Origin of the sequence: Achromobacter sp. RTa (assembly GCF_000757485.1) — a bacterium.
Taxonomy (GTDB): Bacteria; Pseudomonadota; Gammaproteobacteria; order Burkholderiales; family Burkholderiaceae_B; genus Achromobacter.
On record NZ_JPYO01000042.1, the window covers coordinates 548,830 to 571,883 of the forward strand.

Sequence of the window (23,054 nt, forward strand, 5' to 3'; positions counted from 1 at the left end):
TGGCGACGGCCTCGTAGCCGGCAGCGTCCAGCAGCTTGTCGGCATCGGCGGCGTTGACCGGCTTGATCTTGAAGATCCAGGCGGTGAAGGCCGATTCGTTGATCAGGTTGGGGTTGTTTTCCAGCTCTTCGTTGAAAGCGACGATCTCGCCGGCCACCGGCGCGTAGATGTCGGAAGCGGCCTTGACCGATTCGACCACGCCAGCGGTCTCGCCGGCGTTCAGCTTGGCGCCGACCTTCACGTCGCCGACGAAGACCAGGTCGCCCAACTGGTCCTGGGCGGTATCGGTGATGCCGACGACGAACACGTCGCCTTCGGCTTTGACCCATTCATGGGACTCGGTGTACTTGCGATCGGTGGGCAGACTCATGGGAACTCCTGAGGGAATGCGGGTAGATGAATGGTGTTGCGCGCCTCGCGCGGACGGCCAGGTCGCCCGGGAGGGGCCGCCAGCCGCGCGAAGCTTCGAGTTTACGAGTGTTCGACCGCTTTGCCGTTACGGACAAACGGCAATTTGCATGCCAGCGCGGGCACCCACTTGCCGCGGATATCGACCTCGACCGTATCGCCGGGACGCACGCCTTGCGGCAGCCGGGCGAAGCCGATCGACACGCCCAGGGTGGGCGACATGGTGCCGCTGGTGAGTTCTCCCATGCCGTCCTTGGTGCGCACGGCCATGTGCGCGCGCATGACGCCGCGCTCCTGCAGCTTCAGGCCGAGGAACGCGGCCGGCGTGGCGAACTGCTCCAGCGCCTCGCGGCCGATGAAGCGGCGCTCGGCGTCCTTCAAGGACACCGTCCAGGTCAGGCCGGCCTGGCCGGGCTGGATCAGTTCGTCCATGTCCTGGCCGTAGAGGTTCATGCCGGCTTCCAGGCGCAACGTATCGCGCGCGCCCAGGCCGCAGGGACGCACTCCCTGGGCGGCCAGGTCGCGCCACAGCTGCACGACCTCGGTGGCGGGCAGCACGATCTCGAAGCCGTCTTCGCCGGTGTAGCCCGTGCGGGCCACCAGCGTGTCGTCGCCGACCACGGCCGCGACGAAGGGGGTCAGCGGTTCGGTGGCGGCCTTCCAGGCCGGGCGCGCGGCCCACACCTTGGCGCGGGCATTGGGGCCCTGCACGGCGACCATGGCCAGGTCGCGGCGCGGAGTGATGGCGACGTCGAAACCACCAGCCTGCTTCACGCGCTGCATCCAGGCGATGTCTTTCTCGGCCGTGCCGGCGTTGACGACCACGCGCCATTCGTCGGAGGCGAAGAAGTAGACGATCAGGTCGTCGATCACGCCGCCCTGCGGATTCAGCATGCAGCTGTACAGGGCCTTGCCGGGCACCGTCAGCTTGGCCACGTCGTTGGCGACCAGGCGCTGCAGGAAAGCGAAGGAGTCCGGGCCCGCGATGTCGACGTTCAGCATGTGCGAAACGTCGAACATGCCGGCGTCCTGGCGCACGGCATGGTGCTCTTCGAGCTGCGAGCCGTAGGCCAGGGGCATGTCCCAGCCGCCGAAGTCGACCATTCGGGCGCCAGAGGCGATATGTTCTTCGGCCAGCGGGGTGCGTTTGAGGGGTGCGGACATGCGCGGGAACTCCGGGACGGCATTGTTGCCAGGGTTACGGAATGCCGGTGGTGCCAAGCGGGCTGCGCCTGCACAACGGCTGAATCTTCCGCCCCTCTGTCCTTTTGCCTGAGAGTTGCCCCGCAACGCGGGTTTGCACCTTCGGCGCCTGGGCTGCTCGCTGTGTCCCTTGTTTCAGGGGCGGCGCCAGGTCTCTCCAGAGTGCTGTTTTGCCGCGTCCGCGCGGTGAAAACCGGGACAGGGCAAGCATGGGCGGTATGGGTTACCTGAGCGATTCCGGGCGAATTGCGCCTTCGGCGGCGGCCGGGGATACAGGCCGCTCTCTCCCGCAACATGCGTGACAGCGGCGAAAGCATACAACGAAAGCCGCCGCCAGGGAATGCCCGCGCGGCCTAGCCCAGCGCCGTGTCCAGCAGCATCATCAGCACGAAGCCCAGCATCAGGCCGCAGGTGGCGTAGACCTCGTGCCCCTTGCGGTGCGACTCCGGGATGATTTCGTGGCTGATCACGAAGAGCATCGCCCCCGCGGCGAAACCCAGGCCCCAGGGCAGCATCGGCTCCGACCAGCCGACCACGGCGGCGCCCAGCACGGCTCCCAGCGGCTCGACCAGCCCGGACAGCATCCCCAGCGCCACCGCGAACGCGCGCTGGTAGCCCGCCGCCAGCAGCGCGACGGCCACGACCAGCCCCTCGGGGATGTCCTGGATGGCGATGCCCGTCGCCAGCGCCGTGCCGCGCACCGGGTCATTGCCCGCGTAGCCCACGCCGATGGCCAGGCCTTCCGGCAGATTGTGCAGCGTGATCGCGAACACGAACAGCCAGGTGCGGCGCAGCCGGTGCGCTTCGATCCCTTCCCTGCCCTTGATGAAATGCTCGTGCGGCAGCGTGCGGTCCATGAGCAGCAGGACGGCCGCCCCCAGCAGCACGGCCGCGCCCACCGTCAGGCCCGCGCCCCAGGGGCCGTAGCCCAGGTCGCGGCCCGCGGCGATGCCCGGGGCCACCAGCGAAAAAGCGCTGGCGGCCAGCATCACGCCGGCCCCGAAGCCGAACATGCTGTCCTGCATCTTCTGCGGAATGCTGCGGGCGAACAGGATGGGCACGGTCCCCAGCGCCGTCGCGGCGGCGGCGACCAGGCCGCCCAGCAGCGCATCCGCCACGTGCGGCGCGCGCACGTCCAGGTACGCCCACAACTGGTGCAGGCCCAGGCACGACACCAGCACTGCCAGCGTCCAGACACTGATGCTGGTGGCCGCCGGCCGCACGCGATGACGGCTGAAGGTATTCATATGCCGCTGCCCTCCTTGCGAAAGACGCGCTCAGCGCTTGGCCGCTGCGTAGCGGCGCGCCACTTCCGGCCAGTTCACGACATTGTAGAAGGCGGCGATGTATTCCGGCCGGCGATTCTGGTACTTCAGGTAATAGGCATGCTCCCAGACGTCCAGCCCCAGGATGGGCGTGTTGCCCTGCATCAGCGGGCTGTCCTGGTTGGCGCTGCTTTCCACGGTGAGCTTGCCGGCCGGCGTCAGCGACAGCCACGCCCAGCCGCTTCCGAAGCGGGTCAGCGCGGCCTTGGTGAAGGCGTCCCGGAAGGCGGCCATACCGCCCAGCTCGGCCTCTATGGCCGCGGCCAGGTCGCCATCGGGCTCGCCTCCGCCCTCGGGGGACATGACGGACCAGAACAGGCTGTGGTTGGCGTGTCCGCCCCCGTGGTTGCGCACCGCGCCGCGGACGGCCTCGGGCAATTGGTCCAGGCGCGACACCAGCGCCTCGACGGGCTCGTCGGTAGGAAGCCCCGCCCCTTCCAGCGCGGCGTTCAGGCTGTTGACGTAGGTCTGGTGGTGTTTGCTGTAGTGGATCTCCATCGTCATGGAGTCGATATGGGGCTCCAGGGCGTCATAGGCGTACGGCAAGGGCGGAAGGGTATAGGCCATGCATGTCTCCGTCGGATCGGCCCTCGGAAGAAGGCCTTGATCAATATCGAAAACATAAATGATATTTATTTTTATTTAATATCACAATGGCAGGACCCCGATTCCTGCCATGGCCCCGCGCTATCGCCCTTCCGCCCGGACTACAGCGCCTTGCCGCAAGCCACGCCCGACGCCCAGGCCCACTGGAAGTTGTACCCGCCCAGCCATCCCGTCACATCCACGGCCTCGCCGATGAAGTAAAGGCCGGGCGTGGTCTTGGCTTGCATGGACTTCTGGTCCAGGCCGCGCGTGTCCACGCCGCCGCGCATCACCTCGGCCTTCTTGTAGCCGGCGGTCCCGCTGGGCACCAGCGTCCATTGATGAATGTCCTGAGCCAGCCCGCGCAAGGTCTTGTCCGGCGCGTCGGCCAGGCGCAGCGCCGCCAGCCCCGGCTTGCCCTTCTGCTCCGCCAGGTGCAGCCAGCGGTCGGCCAGGCGCTTGGGCCAGAGGCCGCCCAGCACCGTATGGAGCTGCTGCCGGTTGCCGGATTTCGATTGCAACAGTTCCTCGGCCATGTTGCGGCCCGGCGCCAGGTCCACCACGATGGGTTCGCCCGGCTTCCAGAAACTGGATATCTGCAGAATGGCGGGCCCCGACAGGCCGCGGTGCGTGAACAGCAGGTCTTCCAGGAATTCGCCGCGGGCCTTGCCCTGCCCGGTGTGCAGGTTGACCTCCAGCGCCACGCCCGACAATTCGGACAGGGCCTGCCATTGCGCGGGATCGAAGGTCAGGGGCACCAGCGCGGGGCGGGGCTCCACGACCTTCAGGGCGAACTGCCGCGCGATCTTCAGGCCAAAGTCGGTGGCGCCCAACTGGGGGATGGCCATGCCGCCGGTGGCGACCACCAGCTTGGCCGCGCGGATCGGCCCCTGCGCGGTACGCAGCTCGAAGCCCTGCCCGCCATGCCCGATCTCGGCCACCGGGCAATTCATGCGCCATTGCACGCCGCCCGCATCGCATTCGACGCGCAGCATGTCGATGATGGATTCGCTGGAATCGTTGCAGAACAGTTGGCCGCGATGCTTCTCGTGCCAGGCGATGCCATGGCGCTTCAGGAGCGCCAGGAAATCCTGCGGCGTATAGCCCGACAGGGCCGAGCGGCAGAAATGCGGATTGTCGGAAAGAAAGTTGGCGGGCCCGGCCCCGATGTTGGTGAAATTGCAGCGGCCGCCGCCCGAAATGCGGATCTTCTCCGCCAGGCGGCTGGCATGGTCGACCAGCACCACGCGCAGGCCGCGCTGGCCGGCCACCGCGGCACACATCATGCCAGCGGCGCCGGCGCCGAGTACGGCTACATCGAACATCAGGACTCCAGGCCCGCCGGGCCTCACTCTTCGATCAGGCAGTCAACGTAGTAGCGCTTTTCGCCGTCGGGGCCCACTTCATCGGCCAGGCCGTGGATATAGGTCTCGAAGCCGGGGAAACGCTGGTTGAACTCACGCGCGAACTGCAGGTACTGGACGATGGTGCGGTTGAAGCGCTCGCCCGGAATCAGCAGCGGAATGCCCGGGGGGTACGGGGTCAGCAGCACGCCGGTGACGCGGCCTTCCAGCTTGTCGATGTCGACGCGCTCGACCTCGCGGTGCGCCATGCGGGCGAACGCGTCCGACGGCTTCAGGGCCGGAACCATGTCGCTCAGGTACATCTCGGTCGTCAGGCGGGCCACGTCGCGCTCGCGGTAGGCTTCATGGATCTGCTGGCAGAGGTCGCGCAGGCCCATGCGCTCGTAGCGGCGATGGTCGCGGCAGAATTCCGGCAGGATGCGCCACAGCGGCTGGTTGCGGTCGTAGTCGTCCTTGAATTGCTGCAGGGCGGTCAGCAGCGTGTTCCAGCGGCCCTTGGTGATGCCGATGGTGAACAGAATGAAGAACGAATACAGGCCAGTCTTCTCGACCACCACGCCGTGCTCGGTCAGGTACTTGGAGACCAGGGCGGCGGGGATGCCGGTTTCGCCGAAGCTGCCGGACATGTCCAGGCCCGGAGTGATGACCGTGGCCTTGATCGGATCCAGCATGTTGAAGCCTTCGGCCAGGTCGCCGAAGCCGTGCCAGTGGTCGTTGGACTCCAGGATCCACTCGTCGCGGTTGCCGATGCCTTCCGGCACCAGTCGGTTCGGCCCCCAGACCTTGAACCACCAGTCGTTCTTGCCGAACTCCGATTCCACCTTGCGCATGGCGCGGCGGAAATCCATGGCTTCGCGGATGCTCTCCTCGACCAGCGCGGTGCCTCCGGGCGGCTCCATCATGGCGGCCGCCACGTCGCAGGACGCGATGATCGCGTACTGGGGCGAGGTGGACGTGTGCATCAGGTAGGCTTCGTTGAAGACGTTGCGGTCCAGCTTGCGGGTCTCGGACTCCTGCACGATGATCTGCGAGGCCTGCGAAATGCCGGCCAGCAGCTTGTGCGTGGAGTGCGTGGCGAACACCATGGCGTCCTGGCTGCGCGGGCGGTCCTGGCCGATGGCGTGCATGTCCTGGTAGAACTCGTGGAACGAGGCGTGCGGCAGCCAGGCTTCGTCGAAGTGCAGCGTATCGACATAGCTGCCCAGCTGCTTCTTGATCATTTCCACGTTGTAGATCACGCCGTCGTACGTGCTTTGCGTCAGCGTCAGGATGCGCGGATTCTTGTTGACCGCTTCGCGCGCGAAGGGATTGGCCTCGATCTTCTTGCGGATGCTGTCCGGGTGGAATTCTTCCAGCGGGATCGGGCCGATGATGCCCAGGTGGTTGCGCGTGGGACGCAGGAACACCGGGATCGCGCCCGTCATCGTGATGGCGTGCAGGATGGACTTGTGGCAATTGCGGTCCACCACGACCACGTCGCCGGCGGCGACGTTGGCGTGCCACACCACCTTGTTCGAGGTGGACGTGCCGTTGGTCACGAAGAAGCAGTGGTCGGCATGGAAGATGCGCGCCGCGTTCAGTTCGGACTCGGCCACGGGGCCGGTGTGGTCCAGCAGCTGGCCCAGTTCGTCGACCGCGTTGCAGACGTCGGCGCGCAGCATGTTCTCGCCGAAGAACTGGTGGAACATCTGGCCCACGGGGCTCTTCAGGAACGCCACGCCGCCCGAGTGGCCGGGACAGTGCCAGGAGTACGAACCGTCCTGCGCGTACTTCACCAGCTCGCGGAAGAACGGCGGCGGCAGGCTGTCGACGTAGCTGCGGGCTTCGCGGATGATGTGGCGCGCCACGAATTCGGGAGTGTCCTCGAACATGTGGATGAAGCCGTGCAGTTCGCGCAGGATGTCGTTCGGGATGTGCTCCGAGGTGCGCGTCTCGCCGTACAGGTAGATGGGGATATCGGCGTTGCGGAAGCGCAGCTCGCCGATGAACGCGCGCAGGTTCTTGATGGCGCTGGCCACGTCCTCGGGCGAATCCACGTCGAACTCTTCATCGTCGATCGACAGGATGAAGGCGCTGGCGCGGCTCTGCTGCTGGGCAAACGAACTCAGGTCGCCATAACTGGTCACCCCGATCACCTCGACGCCCTCGGCCTCGATCGCGGCAGAAAGGGCGCGGATGCCCAGGCCGGACGCGTTCTCGGAACGGTAGTCCTCGTCGATGATGAAAATGGGGAAGCGGAATTTCATGCGGGCGCTCCTGGGGGCAAGGCGGAATCGGACGCGTATCGCGGCGCGAGTGTACAGCTAGTAAAAATCCGCCTGATGACAGACGGCGCGAGCACCCGCCGGGGAGGCGGGAATGGCGGAATTGTAGGGCTGTTTTTCTTACAGTCCTACGGGAAATCCCCAGAAGGGATGCGCGGCCGTTGTCATCGCGCCAAAAAGCGCGCTTCCGGGCGGAGACAACAGCCCTGGCGCTACCGGATCGTGCGGGCCTCGCCCGCCTGCAGCGCCGTCACGAATTGCTCGAAATAAGGCGGAATCGCCTCGGTGGCGCCGTAGCGGATCCGGCGCTCGACCTTGGCGATCGCGCCGAAGCAGACTTCGGTTCCCGGTCCGCCGCAGACCAGCACCACCGGGTCTTCGTCGTCGCAGACTTCGTACAGGCCGCCATGCGCGCGGCGGCCCACCTCGTAGAGGTAGGCGGCAGCTCCGACGGTCTGCATGGGGGTCAGAGGCAGGGTCCCGAGGTGGGCGGCCTCCAGCGCTTCATCCAGCGCATGGACGCTGGAAGGCGAGTAGTCCAGCACGGCGCCGGTCTGGCCGGCTGCCTGGACAAAGTCCTGCGCGGCATCCGCCACGCGCGCCACGAACTCTTCCTGGACTTCGTTGCGCTTGGCGTCCTGGTTTATCTTGAGGAAACCGAACATCAGTGGCTCCTTTGTGAAAACCGCAAGCGGCATTGGATTCATTATAGGCAAGCCGCCCCTCTATACTGTCCCGAGCGCTCCCAAAACGTTACCTATTCCCAACACTTGCTCCCCATGTCCTCACCCCAGGTCAGACGCCTCGCTCCCCCGGACGCCGCAGCCCTGCGCCAATTGCGCCTGGACGCCCTTGTGGAAACGCCCGAATCGTTCGGATCGAGTTACGAAGAGGAACACACCCTGACATTGGAGGACATCCGCGCCTGGATCGCGCCGGCGGACGACGGTGCGATGTTCGGCGTCTTCGACGGCGCAGCGCTTGCCGGCATCGTCGGCGTGGGCCGGCAGCGCATGCTGAAGATGCGGCACAAGGCCCATATCTGGAGCATGTACGTGGCGCCCGCCCAGCGCGGCCGGGGCCTGGCGAAACTGCTGATGCGCGCGGCCATCGCGCACGCCGGGGCCATGCGCGGCATCCGCCACGTGCAGTTGAGCGTGACTTCGAACAACGCCGCGGCCACCGCCCTGTACCTGGGCCTGGGCTTCACCGAATACGGATGCGAGCGCGAAGCGCTATGCGTGAACGGCAGGTTCTACGACGAAACGCTGATGTCGTTGCCGCTGGCCGGCAAGTAGCGCCGACGCTCAAATCGCGCCGGCCCGCCGCCGCACGCTGTACAGGCACACCTGGTTGCGGCCGCCGTCCTTGGCCCGGTAGAGCGCCTGGTCGGCCGCCTTGATCACCGCTTCCGGCCCGCGCAGCGCTTCGCTGCGTTCGGCCACTCCCACACTGACGGTCACGCGCAGCGGCCGCGCATTGGGCCCGTCGCGCCCGCTCCGCCGGCGCATGCCGAGCCGGTCGGCCTTGGGACGGGCCGGCTTGTCGCGCAAGCGCATCTGGTAGGCCTCGATGGCGCGCCTGACGCTTTCCAGGTGCGGCTTGCATTCCGCCGCGGTCTTGCCGGGAAACACCAGCGTGAATTCTTCTCCTCCGAAGCGGTAGGCGTGCCCGCCGCCCGGCACCCGGCGCAATTGCGCGGCCACCATGCGCAGGACCTGATCGCCGACGTCATGGCCGTGGGTATCGTTGAACGCCTTGAAGTGGTCCACGTCGGCCATCGCCAGGGCGTAAACCCGCCCTCCCATGCGCTGCAGTCTTTCGTTCAGCGCGCGCCTGCCCGGCAGGCCGGTCAGCTCGTCCAGGAAGGCCATGTGGAAACCTTCGTGCGCGAGCGACACGCACAGCGCCGTCAGCGCGGCAGTGGACATCAGCGCCAGTTCGACGGGATGCTGCGCGCCGCGCGGCAAGGCCCAGGCCATGCACACGAAGCCCAGCCATTGCCCGGCCTGCTGCGGCCGGCCGTAGCGCAGGAGCAGCAGGGTCAGCGCCAGGCCGGTGGCCAGCAATGCGACCAGCCCCTCGATCGGCACGTTCAGATGGGCGAGCCGGCCCTGGACGGTCAGCACGCCGAGCGCCGCGGGCATCCCTTCCTTGCCGGCCAGCGCGATCGCCGCCGCGCCCAGCGCCATCAGGCCCACGCGCGCCGCGGTGTCCACCAGCATGCTGGAGCGCTCGGACCACAGGGCGTTGACCGCGTAGACCAGCGACCACCACGCCATGGCGGGCCCCAGCGCCCAGGGCGCATCCTGTCCCAGCGCCGGCCAGGCCGCCGTGGCGGCCAGCACGCACAGCGTCAGCGCCAGCGTCTGCGAACGCTGGTACATGAAACAAGTGGCCGCGCAGATCAGCGCCATCGCCCAAGGCATGAACGGCACGATCAGCGTCAGCGTCGGCGGCCATTCCCGCCACAACAGCAGGGCCACCGCCGCGGCCACCGGCAGCGCGGGATAGAACAACAGGGGCAGCCAGGGGACATGGGGGTAACGCACGGATCGGGGCCTTGCTCACGCTTGCGGAAATGACGTCGCCAGATCGGCAAACACATATAAAGTCATTTACGGACGCGGCGAGGGGTTCTTTAGCACCCGCCGCGCAACACCGGGCCTGGCGCCCATGCTATGTTTTCCGCCATACCCGAAGGAAAACTTCCATGCGTATCCTGGTCAATATCGATGTGCCCGATCTGGAACATGCCATCGACTTCTATCGCCGCGCCTTCGGCCTGAGGCTGCAGCGCCGGCTGGGCCCCAAGGCCGCCGAAATGCGCGGCGCCGAAGCCCCCATCTACCTGCTGGAAAAGGCGGCCGGAACGCCCGCCGCAGGCGCCGCGCGGCAGCCGCGCGACTACGCCAGGCATTGGACGCCCGTTCACCTGGACATGGTGGTGGAGGACGCGGACCTGGCGGTCGAGCGGGCCGTGGCCGCTGGCGCGCGCCTGGAAGACCCGGCCGTATCGCACGAATGGGGCCGCATTGCGCATCTGAGCGACCCCTACGGGCACGGCATATGCATCCTGCAGTTCCTGGGCCGGGGCTACGACGCGCTGGCGGTGGCCGACATCAGGTATGAACCCGTCGAAGAAGCGGACTTCGACGCGCTGCTGGCGCTGCGCATCGAAGCCATGCGCGAAAGCCTGGAGCGCCTGGGGCGCTTCGATCCGGAGCGCGCGCGCTCACGCCTGCGCGGCACGTTCCGGCCGGAACATACCTGGTCCATCGAGCTGGACGGCCAGCGGGTGGGCTTCTACGCGCTGAGCCCGGATGGCGACGGCCTGCGCCTGGATCACCTGTATCTGCGGCCCTGCGCCCAGGGAGAAGGCCTGGGCGGCCAGGTCTTGCGGCGTATCCTGCAAGACGCCGACCGCCTTGGCTTGCCGGTGCGCGTGGGCGCGTTGCGCGGCAGCGATTCGAACCGCTTCTATCGCCGGCATGGATTCGTCCAGACCGCCGAAAGCGAATGGGATATCGATTACCTGCGGCCGGCGCAAGCGCCGGCCGGCTGAGGCCTCAGGTGCGCGGCAGCGTCACGCCGCGCTGGCCCTGGTACTTGCCGCCGCGGTCGCGATAGGACGTCTCGCAGATCTCGTCGCTTTCCAGGAACAGCATCTGCGCGCAGCCTTCGCCGGCGTAGATCTTGGCCGGCAGCGGCGTGGTGTTCGAGAACTCCAGCGTCACGTGGCCTTCCCATTCGGGCTCCAGCGGCGTGACGTTGACGATGATGCCGCAACGGGCGTAGGTGCTCTTGCCCAGGCAGACCGTCAGGACGCTGCGGGGAATGCGGAAGTATTCGACCGTGCGGGCCAGCGCGAACGAGTTTGGCGGGATGATGCAGACATCGCCCTTGAAGTCCACGAACGAGCCTTCGTCGAAATTCTTGGGATCGACGATGGTGGAATTGATGTTCGTGAAGATCTTGAATTCATCGGCGCAGCGCACGTCGTAGCCGTAGCTGCTGGTGCCGTAGCTGACGATGCGCCCGCCATTGGCCGTGCGGACCTGCCCCGGTTCGAAGGGTTCGATCATGCCGGCTTCGGCCTGGCGGCGGATCCAGCGGTCGCTCTTGATGCTCATGGTGGGAATGGTGCTAGGGAGTGGAATGGGCACCATTTTATCCCGAGCGCGGGCGCGCTGCCGGCGGCGGCCGGGCGGGGCAGCCGCCCGGCTTCGCTTCAGTTGCCCCAGAAGGTCCGGTAGACCAGCGCAATGCCGTTGACCGCGCCCCCTTTCAGGTCCACCGACAGGCCGCGCGCCAGCCGGTAGCTGGCCCGGCCCACGGTATCGGTGCCGGAGAGCGCCTGCTCGACGCTCAGGGTGATGCCGTTGGCGAAGGTCTTGCTGGCCACCAGGAATTGCGTGGCCAACTGGCTGTCGCTGTCGCGGTTCACGTCGCCAGCCACCGTGCGGTCGGGCAGGATGCTGCCCGAACTGCCGATGTTGCCGGTCTTGATGCTGACGTCGTCCAGCCCGAACTGCTTGTAGAACGGCTGCCCGCCCCCCAGCAGCGCCGTGCCCACCGACATCAGCAGCGCGGCGTCCCCGCCGCTTTCATCGGGGCCGCGGCCCAGGAGCAGCCAGGACAGCTTTTCCACGTCGCTCACGTCCGGATAGGAAACCAGGTCGATGCGCGGCCGCTGCGCGGTGCCGACCACCTTGACGCCCGCCTCGACCTGTTCGCCCGTGCGCAGCGCTTCGATGTCCAGCAGCGGATTGTCCAGGCGGCCCTGGAAGGTCAGCGTGCCGCGGCTCAGGCGCAGCTTCTGGCCGTACGCCTCGATGCCGCCGCCACGCGTGCGCAGCGCGCCCACGCCGGTCAGGCGGCCATCCTGCAGCAGGATCTGGATGGAGCCCAGCAGGCCGGCGTCCAGCCCCATGCCGGTGATGTAGAAGCGCGGCCCCATGTCGAATTTCAGGTTCATGCTGGTCTGCAGCGGCGTGGAGACCGTGCCGGGATCGTCTCCCGGGCGGCGCACCTTGACGTCGTCGTCCAGCGACGGCACGCCCTGGAGGATCTCCAGGCTGAACCAGCCCGCGTCCGCCTTCAGGTCGCCCACGATGTCGATGCGCGGCATGGCCGCCTTCACGTCGATGACGCCCGACACCATGGCGTAACGGTCCGAACGCTGCAACGCCGGGAAGCGGTGCAGCGTCAGCCGGATATCGCCGCCGCCGTCGATGAAATTCCATTGGCCCTTGGCCTCGGCGTAACCGCCCTTGGCCTCGGGATTGGTCGTGATCCATTCCTTGGTGCGCCACTCGGCCGGCATCACTCGCAGCGAAGCCGGGAAACGCAGGCTCTCCAGCACCACCCGGTCGCCGTCCAGGCGCGCGGACAAGGTGCCATCGATCAGCCGCACGCCGTCGTCGATGCGCACCACGCGCAACTTTTCGCCGCGGATGTTGCCGCTGGCCGACCATTTGCCGGCCAAGGTGCCCTGGGCTTCCAGATTGGCCTTGAGCGAGCCGCCCACCTCCATCGAGTCCCCCACGAACAGCCCCACCCAGGCCAGGTCGGCGATGTCGGCGTCCAGCTTGGCGCGCAGCGGTTGCCGGGGATCCAGCGCCATGCCGCCCTTGGCGTCCACCACCAGCACGGCAGTGCCGCTGCCGTTGATGAGGCCCATCTTGTCGGTGGCCAGATTGACCTTGGCGTCCAGGCGGCTGGCGTTGGCGGAGGTCGGCGTGGCGGTCAGGTCCAACACCAGCGCCTTCAGCCCCAGCGGGATGGGGGGATCGCCCGGGATCAGCAGGTCGCCTTCGCGGCGCGCGATGCGCGCCTTCCCGCCCAGCCGGCCGTCGAACTTCAGGTCCCACAGCACGTCCAGCGCAATGCGGCGCTGGCCCTCAGGCACCATCGCGTTCACGCGGGTCGGCCGCTTGCCCAGCTTGGCCGCAGCTTCGGGATTGAGCGCCCCGATCACCTGTCGCGCCATGGCGGCCGTGATCACCAGATTGTCGGCCTGGCCAGCGGTTTCCCAACGCTTGCCGCCGCCTCGCGACCCTTGGTGCGCCAGGACCACGCGCTCCTTGCCAGGCAGCGTCAGGCTCAGCGCCGTCTGCCCGACCTGCCACTGCCATTGCGGCTCCACGGCGGACGGCACGTAGGCCAGCGTGACCGGCCGGTCCACCGCCACCGCAAAGCCGGCGGTCTCGGCCGTCAGCCGCGAGAACGAACCGCGCCACCCGGGCAGGGCGGCATCGGGCGCGCCGGCCGGCCCCTTGCCCCAGGCGCCGGTAAAAGCGATGTTGGCCTTGGCGGGAGCTTCCCCCAGCACGCCCGCGCGCGGCTTGGGCGGCGTGTAGGCGGCAGCAAGCTCGCCGCGATGCGCGGCCAGCGTGCCCGCCAGCTTGCCCTTCAGTTCCGCGCCGCCGGGAATACCGGGCCAGAACGCATCCAGCTGGGGCGCCTTGGCATCCAGCGTCAGCGCGCCGTCCTTGGCGTCCAGCTCGCCCGTGGCCTGGATGCGGTTTCGTCCCAGCTTCAGGTCTACGTCCAGCCCGTGGATGCGCAGGCCCGCCAGCGGATCGGCCTCGGGCGCGGCGGGCGCCGCGGCATCGGCCGGCGCGGCGATGTCCACCTGGGCCTTGAGCGCGCCGGTCAGAGGCTGCTTGTTCCAGCGCGAGCCCTCTTCGAAACGCAGGTCCGCCGCGGCATGGCGCAACTGGCTGAGGTTCTCGATGTCGGCCTGCACATCGCCGCGCACGGTCAGCACCGCGGGCGGGATGTCCTTGCCCAGCCAGGGCGACAGATCCAGGCGCTGGGCGCTTATCGTGCCCGCGATGCGGTCGCGGCCCGCCCCTTGCGCGCTATCCGATTGCAGGTCGAGTTGCGCCGCGAGAGTGGATTTGTCGGGCAATTGCGCCCGTGCCCGGGCGCTGCGCAGGACCAGCGCCGTGCGCGGCGCCAGATCGGCCGTCACATCCAACAGCAGGCCTGAGCCCTCGCCGTCCAGCTTGGCCTGGATGCCATCCAGCGAACCGGCCGCATCGGCGCGCAGCACCACCTGGCAGGCGGGCCGGGGCGGCTCGGGGGAGTCCGGCTTGGGATCGGCTTTGGCGTCCGCCTTCGGATCGGGCTTCTTGCCGGCGCCCGCCGGGCGGTCATATACGCTGCTCAGCTTGTCGGCCTCGCATAGCGGGGAATCGGGGCCGGTTCCGCGCGCGGTCAGGTCGAGCCGCGCGGTGAATGGCCAGGGGTCGGCCATGCCTTGCAGGTCGGCCTGGCCGGAAATGTCGGCCTGCGCGGCTTCGTGGCCCACGCGCAGGCTGGCGACGCGCAACTGCGCGCCCTGCTTGCCCGCCGCGAACGTGGCGTCCAGGCTGCCGAGGCTCACCGGCAAGGGCTGGCCGTCCTGTTCCAGCTGGAAATCGCCCAGCGCGATCCGGTCCACGGCAATGTCCACCGGCAGCGAGGGCAACGCGAACGGCTCGCCGTCGTCTTCCTCCGGCTCCGTGCCGGTCGATGGGGCCAGGGCAACGCGCACCGCCCCCGCCGACACCTCGCGCACGTGCAGCAGGCGATCGCCCAGGGCGCGCCAGTGCACATCCAGCCGCAGATCGGTGAGGTCGACGCGGGTGCCGCCGACGTCCAGGTCCAGCTTGCCTACCGACACGCCGCGCAGCAGCGAGCCGTTCACATCCAGCGCCTGACCGTTCAATTGCTGCGCGGCCGTGGTCAGCAGCAGGCGCGTCCCGTTCTGCGAGCCGACCAGCCAGAACAGGAACCCTCCCGCCAGCACGGCCAGCATGGCCAGGCCCGGCAACCACCACACCAGCACGTGACGCAGGAATTTGCGCAGGCCCTTCAAAACGCGATCCCCAAGGAAAAATGCAGGCGCAGGTCGCGGTCGCGCTGGCCGTAGGCAACGTCCAGGAACAAGGGGCCGGCCGGCGTGCGCACGCGCGCGCCGACGCCGTAGCCCACCGCCATCGACATGTCGCCGAACGATTCCGCGGCATCGCCGGCGTCCACGAACACGCCCATGCCCCAGCGTTCATTGAAGTAGTGGTCGTATTCGATGCTGCCGACCAGCAGCGTGGGCGCGCCCACCACGGCATCGTCCTGCTCTACGCCGATGCTCTGGTACTTGTAACCGCGGATCGAACGCGCGCCGCCCGTGCGGAAGCCGAAGTCGTCCGGCACCCGGACCTTGCTGTTGGACCACACCCGGCCCACCTCGCCGCGCACGGTCAGCACGTCGAGCTTGCCGATGGGCCACCATTTCTGGGCCCGCAGCCGGGCCCGGGTATAGGGTTCGCCGGTGTCCAGGGTCACGCCCACGCCGCCGCCCACCGCGATCAGGTTGCCTTCGCGCGGGTCGTACTTGTTGTCCACGTCGCGGCGCAGCCATTCCGCCGTGGCGGTCAGGGTCGGCAGCTTGTATTGGTCGCCGCCATCGATCTTCACGTGGTCCTGCGCCAGCAGCAGGCCCCAGCGGGTTTCGTATTCGACCCGGCTGTCGCCCGCGCCCTTGCGTTCCTGCAGGCGCGTCGCGCCCAGGGCGTAACGGGTGACATCCAGCCCCTGGATGTCGGAATGGTCGAACAGGAGGCCGAAGGAATCCTTGTAGCCCCGCTCGTTCGGCGGCAACAGGAAATCCGTGTAGGCGCGCTGCCGCAGCCGGTCCACGCTGAAGCCCGTCTCCATGGTGACAGGCTGGCCGAACACCACGTTCTGCCGGTACAGCGACTCCACGCGCAGGCCGGCCTCGTCGTCCACCCCGATCGATCCGGTGAAACGCTTGGGCGGCGCTTCCACCACCCGCACCTGCACGGGCAGGGTCACCTCGCCGTTCGAGTCGTAGACGGGCGGTGGCGGCGGCATGGCGCCGGACACGGAGGGATCGCCCGCCGGCGTGGCGGCGGCCAGGTCGGTAGACCCCGGCGCGCGCGCGCGGTCGGCGTTGGGCGCGGGCGCCGGCTGCGTGTTGCCCGGTTGCTCCAGCGACACGAACGCGCCGCGGAAAAAGGCGGTGGATTGCAGGTCCTGCTGCCAGGTGTCCAGCTTGTTCTGGTCATAGGCGGCGCCCGGCGAATAGCGCACATAGCGCTCCACCAGCTTCTCGGGAACCCGCTTCAGGCCTTCGGTCGTGAGTTCTCCCATGCGGACCTGGGGGCCGCTGTCTATCGTGACGCGCAAGGCGGCCGACGCCGCGTCGGCCTCGATTTCGGCCTCCGACGCCGTCATGCGCGCCAGCATGAAGTCACGCGAAGACACCGCATCCAGCAGAGTCGACTTGGCCTTGTTCCAGTCGCTATTGATGAACGGCTGCCCCGCCTTGAGCTGCCAGTCGTCGCGCAGCTTCTGCACCCGCGGGGCGAACTCCGGCCGGGTGATGCGGCCGGTGAATTTGAGATCCACCGACGAGACGGTGGTGCGCTTGCCGGAAACGATGCTGATGTCCCAGGTTTCCCCGCCGATATCGGTGCCGGCCTCTAGCTTCACCGTGGGTGAAAAATAGCCCTGGGTGGCCAGGGCCGCCAGGGTCGCGTCGCGCGCGCGGCGGCGCAGGCGGTTGATTTCACCGCCGTCCTGATCCTCCGCCAGCCGCGCGATCGCATCGACCGCCTCGGTGATCGCCTGCAGGGCGGCCGGCGGCACGCCGCCGGGATCCACGATGATTTCCGGGCGTTTGGCCAAGGCCTCGCCCGTCATCATGAAAAGTCCTGCCAAGAAGGCGCGGGCTGCCCACCGCATGCTTCAGGTCGGTTGCTGCACGACGATGGACGGGAACTTGCCGGCCATGTCGCGCGGGAGCGCGGCGACGCCGGCCGCCAGTTTCCTGGCGATGCCGCGATACAGCGCCGCGGCTTCGCTGCCCGGGTCCGAGGCCACGGTCGGCGCGCCCGTGTCCGTCTGCTCGCGGATCGCCATGGTCAGCGGCAGGCTCCCCAACCAGGGCGTGTGGTACTGCTCGGCCATGCGCTGGCCGCCGCCTTCGCCGAAAATGTGCTCGGCGTGCCCGCACTGCGAGCAGATGTGGATGGCCATGTTCTCGACGACGCCCAGGATCGGCACTTCGACCTTCTGGAACATGCGCAAGCCCTTGCGCGCGTCCGCCAAGGCCAGGTCCTGAGGCGTGGTGACGATGACGGCGCCGACGACCGGCACCTTCTGCGCCAGGGTCAGGGCCACGTCGCCCGTGCCCGGCGGCATGTCGACGATCAGGTAATCGAGATCCTGCCAGTTGGTCTGGCGCAGCAGCTGTTCCAGGGCCTGCGTCACCATCGGACCGCGCCAGATGGCGGGCGAATCGGCGTCGATCAGGAAACCGATGGAGTTGGCCTGCAGGCCGTGGCCCGTCAGCGGCTCCATGGTTTTGTTGTCGCGGCTCTCGGGGCGGCCCGAGATGCCCAGCATGGTCGGCACGCTGGGACCGTAGATGTCGGCGTCCAGCAGGCCGACCTTGGCGCCCTCCGCCGCCAGGGCCAGGGCCAGGTTCACCGCCGTGGTGCTCTTGCCCACGCCGCCCTTGCCGGAAGCCACCGCAATAATGTTGCGCACGTTGGGCAGCGGCTTCAGCCCCTTCTGCACCGCGTGGGCCGCCACCTTCCAGGTGACGGAAACCTGCGCGCCCTGCACGCCGGCGGCGGCGAGCGCCGCCTCGGCGATTTCGCGCACCTGATCCTTGGCGCGGTCGGCGGGATAACCCAGTTCCAGCGACACCGCGACGCGGCCGCCGCCCAGCTGAATGTCACGATCTTTTACAGAAACGCCCAAATCCAAACCGGTATTCGGGTCTTGCGCGGCGCGCAGCGCGGCGCGGATGTGTTCTATCGTTATACTCATATCACTGTGGTTCCGTAGGCAGCGCGGCTTCTGCGCGCCGCCATCCCCTAAAGGATAGCGGATACCCGGGAACCTTTCGCTGCGTTTTGCATCCCAACTTCATGACCAACACACTTATCCGCTTCTTCCGTGCCGTCCTATTCGCCGCCCTGGCCTTGATCGGCATGGCGATGGCGCTGGTGTTCATGCTTTCCACGGCCATCGCCGTGGCGATCCTGTACGTGGTCGCCAAGGTGCGCGGCAAGCCTTTCGGCGTCCGCGCCTATTGGAGCCAGCGCCAGGGCGCCCGCCCCGGCCCGTTCCAGTCGGCCGCCGCTCCGTTCGCCGCGCAGCCGCGCGGCGACGTGATCGACGTCGAAGCCCGCGAAATCCGCTGACGGCGGTTTTCCCGATGCCCGCGGCGCCAGCGGGCCGCAGTTCCATGCGCTCGCCAGGCGGCATCGCCGCCGCTCCCGCCGCCTCCTTCCGCCCGTCCTGAATCCCGCCTGATCCGCCCCGCGCGGCAGGCGGGCCAAGTCATGGTCGGCCCGCCCCGGCGTCCCCGCCAGGCAAGTCTCCGCCATTGCCCTAAAATGGCCGGCCAACTCCTTTTTCCCTCAACCTCCATCGACAACCATGTCTCGCACCCTTTTTGTCACCACTGCGCTGCCCTACGCCAACGGATCTTTCCACATCGGCCACATCATGGAGTACATCCAGGCCGATATCTGGGTTCGTTCGATGCGAATGGCGGGGCACACGGTGCACTTCGTGGGTGCGGATGACGCGCACGGCGCGCCCATCATGCTGAAGGCGGAAAAGGAAGGCATCACGCCGCAGGCGCTGGTGGCCCGCTACGCCGCGGAACGCCCGCAGTACCTGAACGGCTTCCACATCCGTTTCGACCACTGGCACTCCACCGACTCCGCCGAGAACGTCGCGCTGTCGCACGACATCTACCGCGCGCTGAAGGCCCAGGGCCTGATCGAGACCCGCTCCATCGAGCAGTTCTACGACCCGGTCAAGGGCATGTTCCTGGCCGACCGCTACATCAAGGGCGAATGCCCCAAGTGCCACGCCAAGGACCAGTACGGCGATTCCTGCGAGGTCTGCGGCGCGGTCTACGCGCCCACGGACCTGATCAACCCGTACTCGGCCCTGACCGGCGCCACGCCGGTGCTGAAGTCGTCGGACCACTTCTTCTTCAAGCTGTCCGATCCGCGCTGCGTGGAGTTCCTGCAGCAATGGACCACCGGCTCGAACGCCGCCGGCGGCAAGCACCTGCAGCCTGAAATGCTGGCCAAGACGCGCGAATGGCTGGGCTCGGACGACGGCGAGGCCAAGCTGGGCGACTGGGACATTTCCCGCGACGCCCCCTATTTCGGCATCGAGATTCCGGACGCGCCGGGCAAGTATTTCTACGTCTGGCTGGACGCGCCGGTGGGCTACCTGGCCTCGCTGAAGTCGTATTGCGCGCTGAAGGGCCTGGATTTCGACGCGCTGCTCGATCCCGAAGGCAGCACGGAACAGGTCCATTTCATCGGCAAGGACATCGTCTACTTCCACGCCCTGTTCTGGCCGGCGATGCTGAAGTTCGCCGGCCGCAAGACGCCCGACGCCGTGAACGTGCACGGCTTCATCACCGTCAGCGGCGAAAAGATGTCCAAGAGCCGCGGCACCGGCATTTCGCCCCTGCGCTACCTCGAACTCGGCATGAACGCCGAATGGATGCGCTACTACATCGCCGCCAAGCTGAACGCGCGGGTCGAAGACATGGACTTCAACCCCGATGACTTCATCGCCCGCGTCAACAGCGACCTGGTCGGCAAGTACGTCAATATCGCCAGCCGCGCCGCCAGCTTCATCACCAAGCATTTCGACGGCGCCCTGGCCTATTCGGGCGACACGGCCGCGCTGGCCGCGGAATACGCCGAACAGGCGGAATCCATCCGCGCCGCGTTCGAGGCCCGCGAGTACAACCGCGCCATCCGCGAGATCATGGCCTACGCCGACCGCATCAACCAGGCGTTCGACACGGCGCAGCCCTGGATCCTGGCCAAGGGCATCGCCACGGCCGGCGACGAACAAAAGGCCGCGCTGCAGGACATCTGCTCGCGCTCGCTGGCGGGCTTCAAGGCGCTGTCCGTCATGCTGGCCCCGGTGCTGCCGGCCCTGGCCGAACGGGTGGCGCTGGAGCTCTTCGGCGCGCAAGCCCCGTTCACCTGGGCCGACGCCTCCGTGCTGCCCCAGCGCGTGGCGCCGTTCAAGCACCTGATGCAGCGTGTCGAACCGCAGATGCTGGAAGACCTGTTCGAGCCGCCCGCCGCCCCCGTGGTCGTGCCCGGCGGCGAACCCGTCGCCGAAACCATCTCCATCGACGACTTCGCCCGCGTCGACCTGCGCATCGCGCAGATCGTCAACTGCGAGCATGTAGAAGGTTCGACCAAGCTGCTGCGCCTCACCCTGGACGTGGGCGAAGGCCGCCACCGCAACGTGTTCTCCGGCATCAAGTCGGCCTACCAGCCCGAAGACCTGATCGGCAAGCTGACCGTCATGGTGGCCAACCTGGCCCCCCGCAAGATGAAGTTCGGCGTGTCGGAAGGCATGGTGCTGGCGGCCAGCCATGCGGATGAGGCGGTCGACGCCGGCATCTACGTGCTGGAACCGTTCCCCGGCGCCAAGCCCGGCATGCGCGTGCGCTAAGCTTTTTCGTCCGTGTCAGACACCCGGCCAGATCGTCTCGTATCGGTGAGAGTTCCTGGTCCGGGTGTCAGACACTACACATCCGCCTGTCCGGATGGCGCCAGCGCCGGATCCAGCGAGATGCGCTCGTCGAACACGAAGCACTTGCCCTCGTAGCCCGGGCCGCCGGTTTCCTCGAAGTACTTGAGGATGCCGCCGTCGAGCTGGTAGACGTTCTGGATACCGGCTTCGTTCATGTAGATGGCCGCCTTTTCGCAGCGGATGCCTCCGGTGCAGAAGCTGACCACGGTCTTGCCCTCGAGTTCGGCGCGGTGCGCCTGCACCGCCTCGGGAAATTGCGTAAAGCGTTCGATGCGCCAGTCTATGGCGTTCTTGAACGTGCCCTCATCCACTTCGAACGCGTTGCGCGTGTCGAGCATGACCACCGGCCGCCCCGCGTCGTCCACGCCCCGTTCCAGCCAGCGCGCGAGCGTACGCGCGTCCACGCCCGGCGCCCTGCCCGCCTCGGGGCGGATGGCCGGATGGTTCATGCGGATGATCTCGCGCTTGATCTTCACCAGCAGCTTGCGGAACGGCACGCCGCCGCTGTGGCTGAACTTCACCTCGAGGTCCGCGAAGCGCGCATCGGCGCGCAGGAACCGCAAAAAGGCCTCGATGCCATCCGCCGAACCGGCCAGGAACAGATTGATGCCCTCTTCGGCCAACAGGATCGTGCCCTTCAGCGCGGCCCCGGCCGCCTCGCCCAGCAGGCGCTGGCGCAGCTCCGGCAGGCAGTCCAGGGAAACGAATTTGTAGGCGGCGATATTGACGACGGAAGTCATGGAAAAGCGGAGGAATACGGGCAGCGAAACCCGTAATAGTAATCGCTGGCCGGCTCTCGCCGCCCTGGCCGCGCCTTGACCGCGCTCAACGGGAAACGATTTCCTGCTCGATCACCGCGTCCAGCACCCACCGCAAGGACGAGGCGCCGGCCGGCGGATTCGGGTCCTGGACCTCGACCACGCGCAAGCGGTAACGGATGCCCGGCTGGAAATGGAAGCCGGTGATCTGCCCATGCCAGGGCTGCCAGGGCTGCGCGGCGCTGTCCCGCACCTGGTAGCACATGGCGCGCCCCGCGCCGGCGCTGCACGGCGCCCGTTCGGAATTCACGTAGACCAGCTTGGTCGGGCCCTGCTGGCCGCCCGCGATGGGATCGGCCCGGCGGCCGAAATCCAGCGTGTCTCCCGAGGCCAGGACCCAGGTCATGCGCTGCGGATTATTGGCGTTGTCCACCGAGCTGGCCGTAATGCGCGTCATGCCCGCCAGGAAGTCCTGCTCCAGCTTCATGCTGACGGGCGCGCAGGCCATCGTGGTCGCTACGGGATGATCGCGCACGATCAGCAGCCCGTTGGCGATCGTATAGGAGGCGCCGTATTGGTTGCAGCCCGCGAAACCCGCGATACGCGGCGCGCCCTGCTCATGGATGAAACTGACCGTGAGCGGGCGGGAGCGCGTGGACGGATGCGGCACCGGGCGCAGCGCGCCGCCCGGTTTCGTCCAGCGCGCCAGGTCCCAGCTGGTCTGCGCCAGGATGTCCGATGCCGCGGCAGGCTGGAAGCGGGGATCCTGCCCGCCGGCGGGCCTGGGCGGCGAAGAGCAGGCGGCCAGGCCGATGGACAGCAGGCACGGCGCCAGCCAGCGCAGGGAGGTCGGGCGAGGCATGAAGATCTCCTGGCTGCTACGGCGTCGGCGGATCCTGGCGCCGCGCGAACTCCAGCACGTCGCCGCCGCGCAGGTTGAAGGTCAGGTGACGCGGGGCCCCGCCATTATCCAGCGTGAAGGTGTCGATGGCGGTCAGGCCGCGCAGGTAGTCGGCTTCCAGCCGCGCGCGCTCGGGCGATGCGCAGGCCATGCGCGTCGTGGCCGGCGCGTCGATGTAGAGCTTGCCGGCTTCCAGCTTGTACGACCCCATGTAGCGATTGCACCCCGCGAACCCGTTGACGCGGTATTGCTTGCCCTGCGCCAGGAAGGTCAGGCGCACGGGCTCGCCGTTGTCGCCGTGGGGAATATCGCGCAGCGCGCCGCCGGGCTGCGCCCAGCGCACCAGTTCCCAGCTGGTCTGGGCCAGCGAGTCCGCGCTGCTGGCGGCATTGGCCGCGGCCGCGCCTTGCGGCCGCGCGCCGCCGGGGGATCCGGCGCAGCCCGCCAACGCCGCAGCCAGAAGGCTTAGGCCGAGCAGCCGGCAACGCGTAGACATCAGAATAGGCATGAACGGGGCTCCAAGGAATTGCATACCTCGACTGTAACCGCCCTTGGGGCCGCACAGCCGTCTTCTCCGCCCAACAGCCGTATCCAAAAGCAGCACGGCCGGCCTTGCCGCCTCGCTCCGATGGGCG

19 protein-coding genes and 2 riboswitches are annotated in these 23,054 nt (G+C 67.8%); of the genes, 4 read left to right on the top strand and 15 right to left on the bottom strand.

Features of this window, described 5'->3' with window-relative positions:
• The 7 genes from gcvH to JL37_RS20200 form a co-directional block, all read right to left on the bottom strand.
• Window positions 1–370 (bottom strand): glycine cleavage system protein GcvH (gene gcvH / locus JL37_RS20170; protein WP_043546313.1); only part of this gene is annotated, 370 nt, incomplete at its 3' end.
• A 101-nt stretch (window positions 371–471) separates the two neighbouring features.
• Entirely contained in the window at window positions 472–1,572 is a 1,101-nt protein-coding gene (gene gcvT, locus JL37_RS20175) for a glycine cleavage system aminomethyltransferase GcvT (protein WP_043546315.1), read from the bottom strand.
• Between the two features lie 86 nt (window positions 1,573–1,658).
• Window positions 1,659–1,782: riboswitch (glycine riboswitch) on the bottom strand.
• A 33-nt stretch (window positions 1,783–1,815) separates the two neighbouring features.
• Window positions 1,816–1,911: riboswitch (glycine riboswitch) on the bottom strand.
• Window positions 1,912–1,964: 53 nt separating this feature from the next.
• Window positions 1,965–2,858: a ZIP family metal transporter gene (locus JL37_RS20180; RefSeq protein WP_043546316.1), complete on the bottom strand. Its 894-nt coding sequence runs from the start codon at window positions 2,856–2,858 to the stop codon at window positions 1,965–1,967.
• 30 nt (window positions 2,859–2,888) lie between these two features.
• Window positions 2,889–3,503, bottom strand: a complete 615-nt coding sequence (locus tag JL37_RS20185; RefSeq protein WP_043546317.1) for a superoxide dismutase — start codon at window positions 3,501–3,503, stop codon at window positions 2,889–2,891.
• 140 nt (window positions 3,504–3,643) lie between these two features.
• Window positions 3,644–4,846 carry an NAD(P)/FAD-dependent oxidoreductase gene (locus JL37_RS20190; RefSeq protein WP_043546318.1) on the bottom strand — a complete coding sequence of 401 codons (1,203 nt, stop codon included), beginning with the start codon at window positions 4,844–4,846 and terminating at the stop codon, window positions 3,644–3,646.
• A gap of 23 nt (window positions 4,847–4,869) precedes the next feature.
• Window positions 4,870–7,131: an arginine/lysine/ornithine decarboxylase gene (locus JL37_RS20195; RefSeq protein ID WP_043546319.1), complete on the bottom strand. Its 2,262-nt coding sequence runs from the start codon at window positions 7,129–7,131 to the stop codon at window positions 4,870–4,872.
• 230 nt (window positions 7,132–7,361) lie between these two features.
• Window positions 7,362–7,814, bottom strand: coding sequence for a hypothetical protein (locus JL37_RS20200; RefSeq protein ID WP_043546320.1), 453 nt, complete (start codon window positions 7,812–7,814; stop codon window positions 7,362–7,364).
• Between the two features lie 114 nt (window positions 7,815–7,928).
• Here JL37_RS20200 and JL37_RS20205 point away from each other — a divergent pair, with 114 nt between their 5' ends.
• Window positions 7,929–8,447, top strand: coding sequence for a GNAT family N-acetyltransferase (locus JL37_RS20205; protein WP_043546322.1), 519 nt, complete (start codon window positions 7,929–7,931; stop codon window positions 8,445–8,447).
• Between the two features lie 9 nt (window positions 8,448–8,456).
• Here JL37_RS20205 and JL37_RS20210 read toward each other — a convergent pair whose 3' ends face one another.
• Window positions 8,457–9,701 carry a diguanylate cyclase gene (locus tag JL37_RS20210; protein ID WP_043546324.1) on the bottom strand — a complete coding sequence of 415 codons (1,245 nt, stop codon included), beginning with the start codon at window positions 9,699–9,701 and terminating at the stop codon, window positions 8,457–8,459.
• 161 nt (window positions 9,702–9,862) lie between these two features.
• Here JL37_RS20210 and JL37_RS20215 point away from each other — a divergent pair, with 161 nt between their 5' ends.
• On the top strand, window positions 9,863–10,714 hold the full coding sequence (locus JL37_RS20215; protein ID WP_043546325.1) for a GNAT family N-acetyltransferase: 852 nt from the start codon (window positions 9,863–9,865) through the stop codon (window positions 10,712–10,714).
• Window positions 10,715–10,718: 4 nt separating this feature from the next.
• Here the strand turns inward: JL37_RS20215 and dcd are convergent, their stop codons facing one another.
• The 4 genes from dcd to apbC all read right to left on the bottom strand — a co-directional run bounded on the left by dcd (window position 10,719) and on the right by apbC (window position 17,997).
• Window positions 10,719–11,282: a dCTP deaminase gene (dcd, locus tag JL37_RS20220; RefSeq protein WP_043546327.1), complete on the bottom strand. Its 564-nt coding sequence runs from the start codon at window positions 11,280–11,282 to the stop codon at window positions 10,719–10,721.
• Between the two features lie 98 nt (window positions 11,283–11,380).
• Entirely contained in the window at window positions 11,381–14,956 is a 3,576-nt protein-coding gene (locus tag JL37_RS20225) for a translocation/assembly module TamB domain-containing protein (RefSeq protein WP_052097554.1), read from the bottom strand.
• Between the two features lie 56 nt (window positions 14,957–15,012).
• Window positions 15,013–16,905 carry an autotransporter assembly complex family protein gene (locus JL37_RS20230; RefSeq protein WP_043546331.1) on the bottom strand — a complete coding sequence of 631 codons (1,893 nt, stop codon included), beginning with the start codon at window positions 16,903–16,905 and terminating at the stop codon, window positions 15,013–15,015.
• A gap of 3 nt (window positions 16,906–16,908) precedes the next feature.
• Window positions 16,909–17,997, bottom strand: a complete 1,089-nt coding sequence (gene apbC, locus JL37_RS20235; RefSeq protein WP_043546332.1) for an iron-sulfur cluster carrier protein ApbC — start codon at window positions 17,995–17,997, stop codon at window positions 16,909–16,911.
• 101 nt (window positions 17,998–18,098) lie between these two features.
• Between apbC and JL37_RS20240 the strand changes: the two genes are divergently transcribed.
• Both JL37_RS20240 and metG read left to right on the top strand, forming a co-directional pair.
• Window positions 18,099–18,374: a hypothetical protein gene (locus JL37_RS20240; RefSeq protein WP_043547098.1), complete on the top strand. Its 276-nt coding sequence runs from the start codon at window positions 18,099–18,101 to the stop codon at window positions 18,372–18,374.
• A gap of 184 nt (window positions 18,375–18,558) precedes the next feature.
• Complete coding sequence (gene metG, locus JL37_RS20245) at window positions 18,559–20,679, top strand: methionine--tRNA ligase (RefSeq protein ID WP_255352930.1); 2,121 nt, start codon at window positions 18,559–18,561, stop codon at window positions 20,677–20,679.
• Window positions 20,680–20,753: 74 nt separating this feature from the next.
• Here the strand turns inward: metG and JL37_RS20250 are convergent, their stop codons facing one another.
• From JL37_RS20250 to JL37_RS20260, 3 genes are all read right to left on the bottom strand, one after another.
• On the bottom strand, window positions 20,754–21,500 hold the full coding sequence (locus tag JL37_RS20250) for a sulfurtransferase (protein ID WP_043546335.1): 747 nt from the start codon (window positions 21,498–21,500) through the stop codon (window positions 20,754–20,756).
• A gap of 85 nt (window positions 21,501–21,585) precedes the next feature.
• Window positions 21,586–22,380: an META and DUF4377 domain-containing protein gene (locus tag JL37_RS20255; protein WP_043546337.1), complete on the bottom strand. Its 795-nt coding sequence runs from the start codon at window positions 22,378–22,380 to the stop codon at window positions 21,586–21,588.
• A gap of 16 nt (window positions 22,381–22,396) precedes the next feature.
• Entirely contained in the window at window positions 22,397–22,927 is a 531-nt protein-coding gene (locus tag JL37_RS20260; protein WP_043546338.1) for an META domain-containing protein, read from the bottom strand.
• Window positions 22,928–23,054 lie beyond the last annotated feature (127 nt).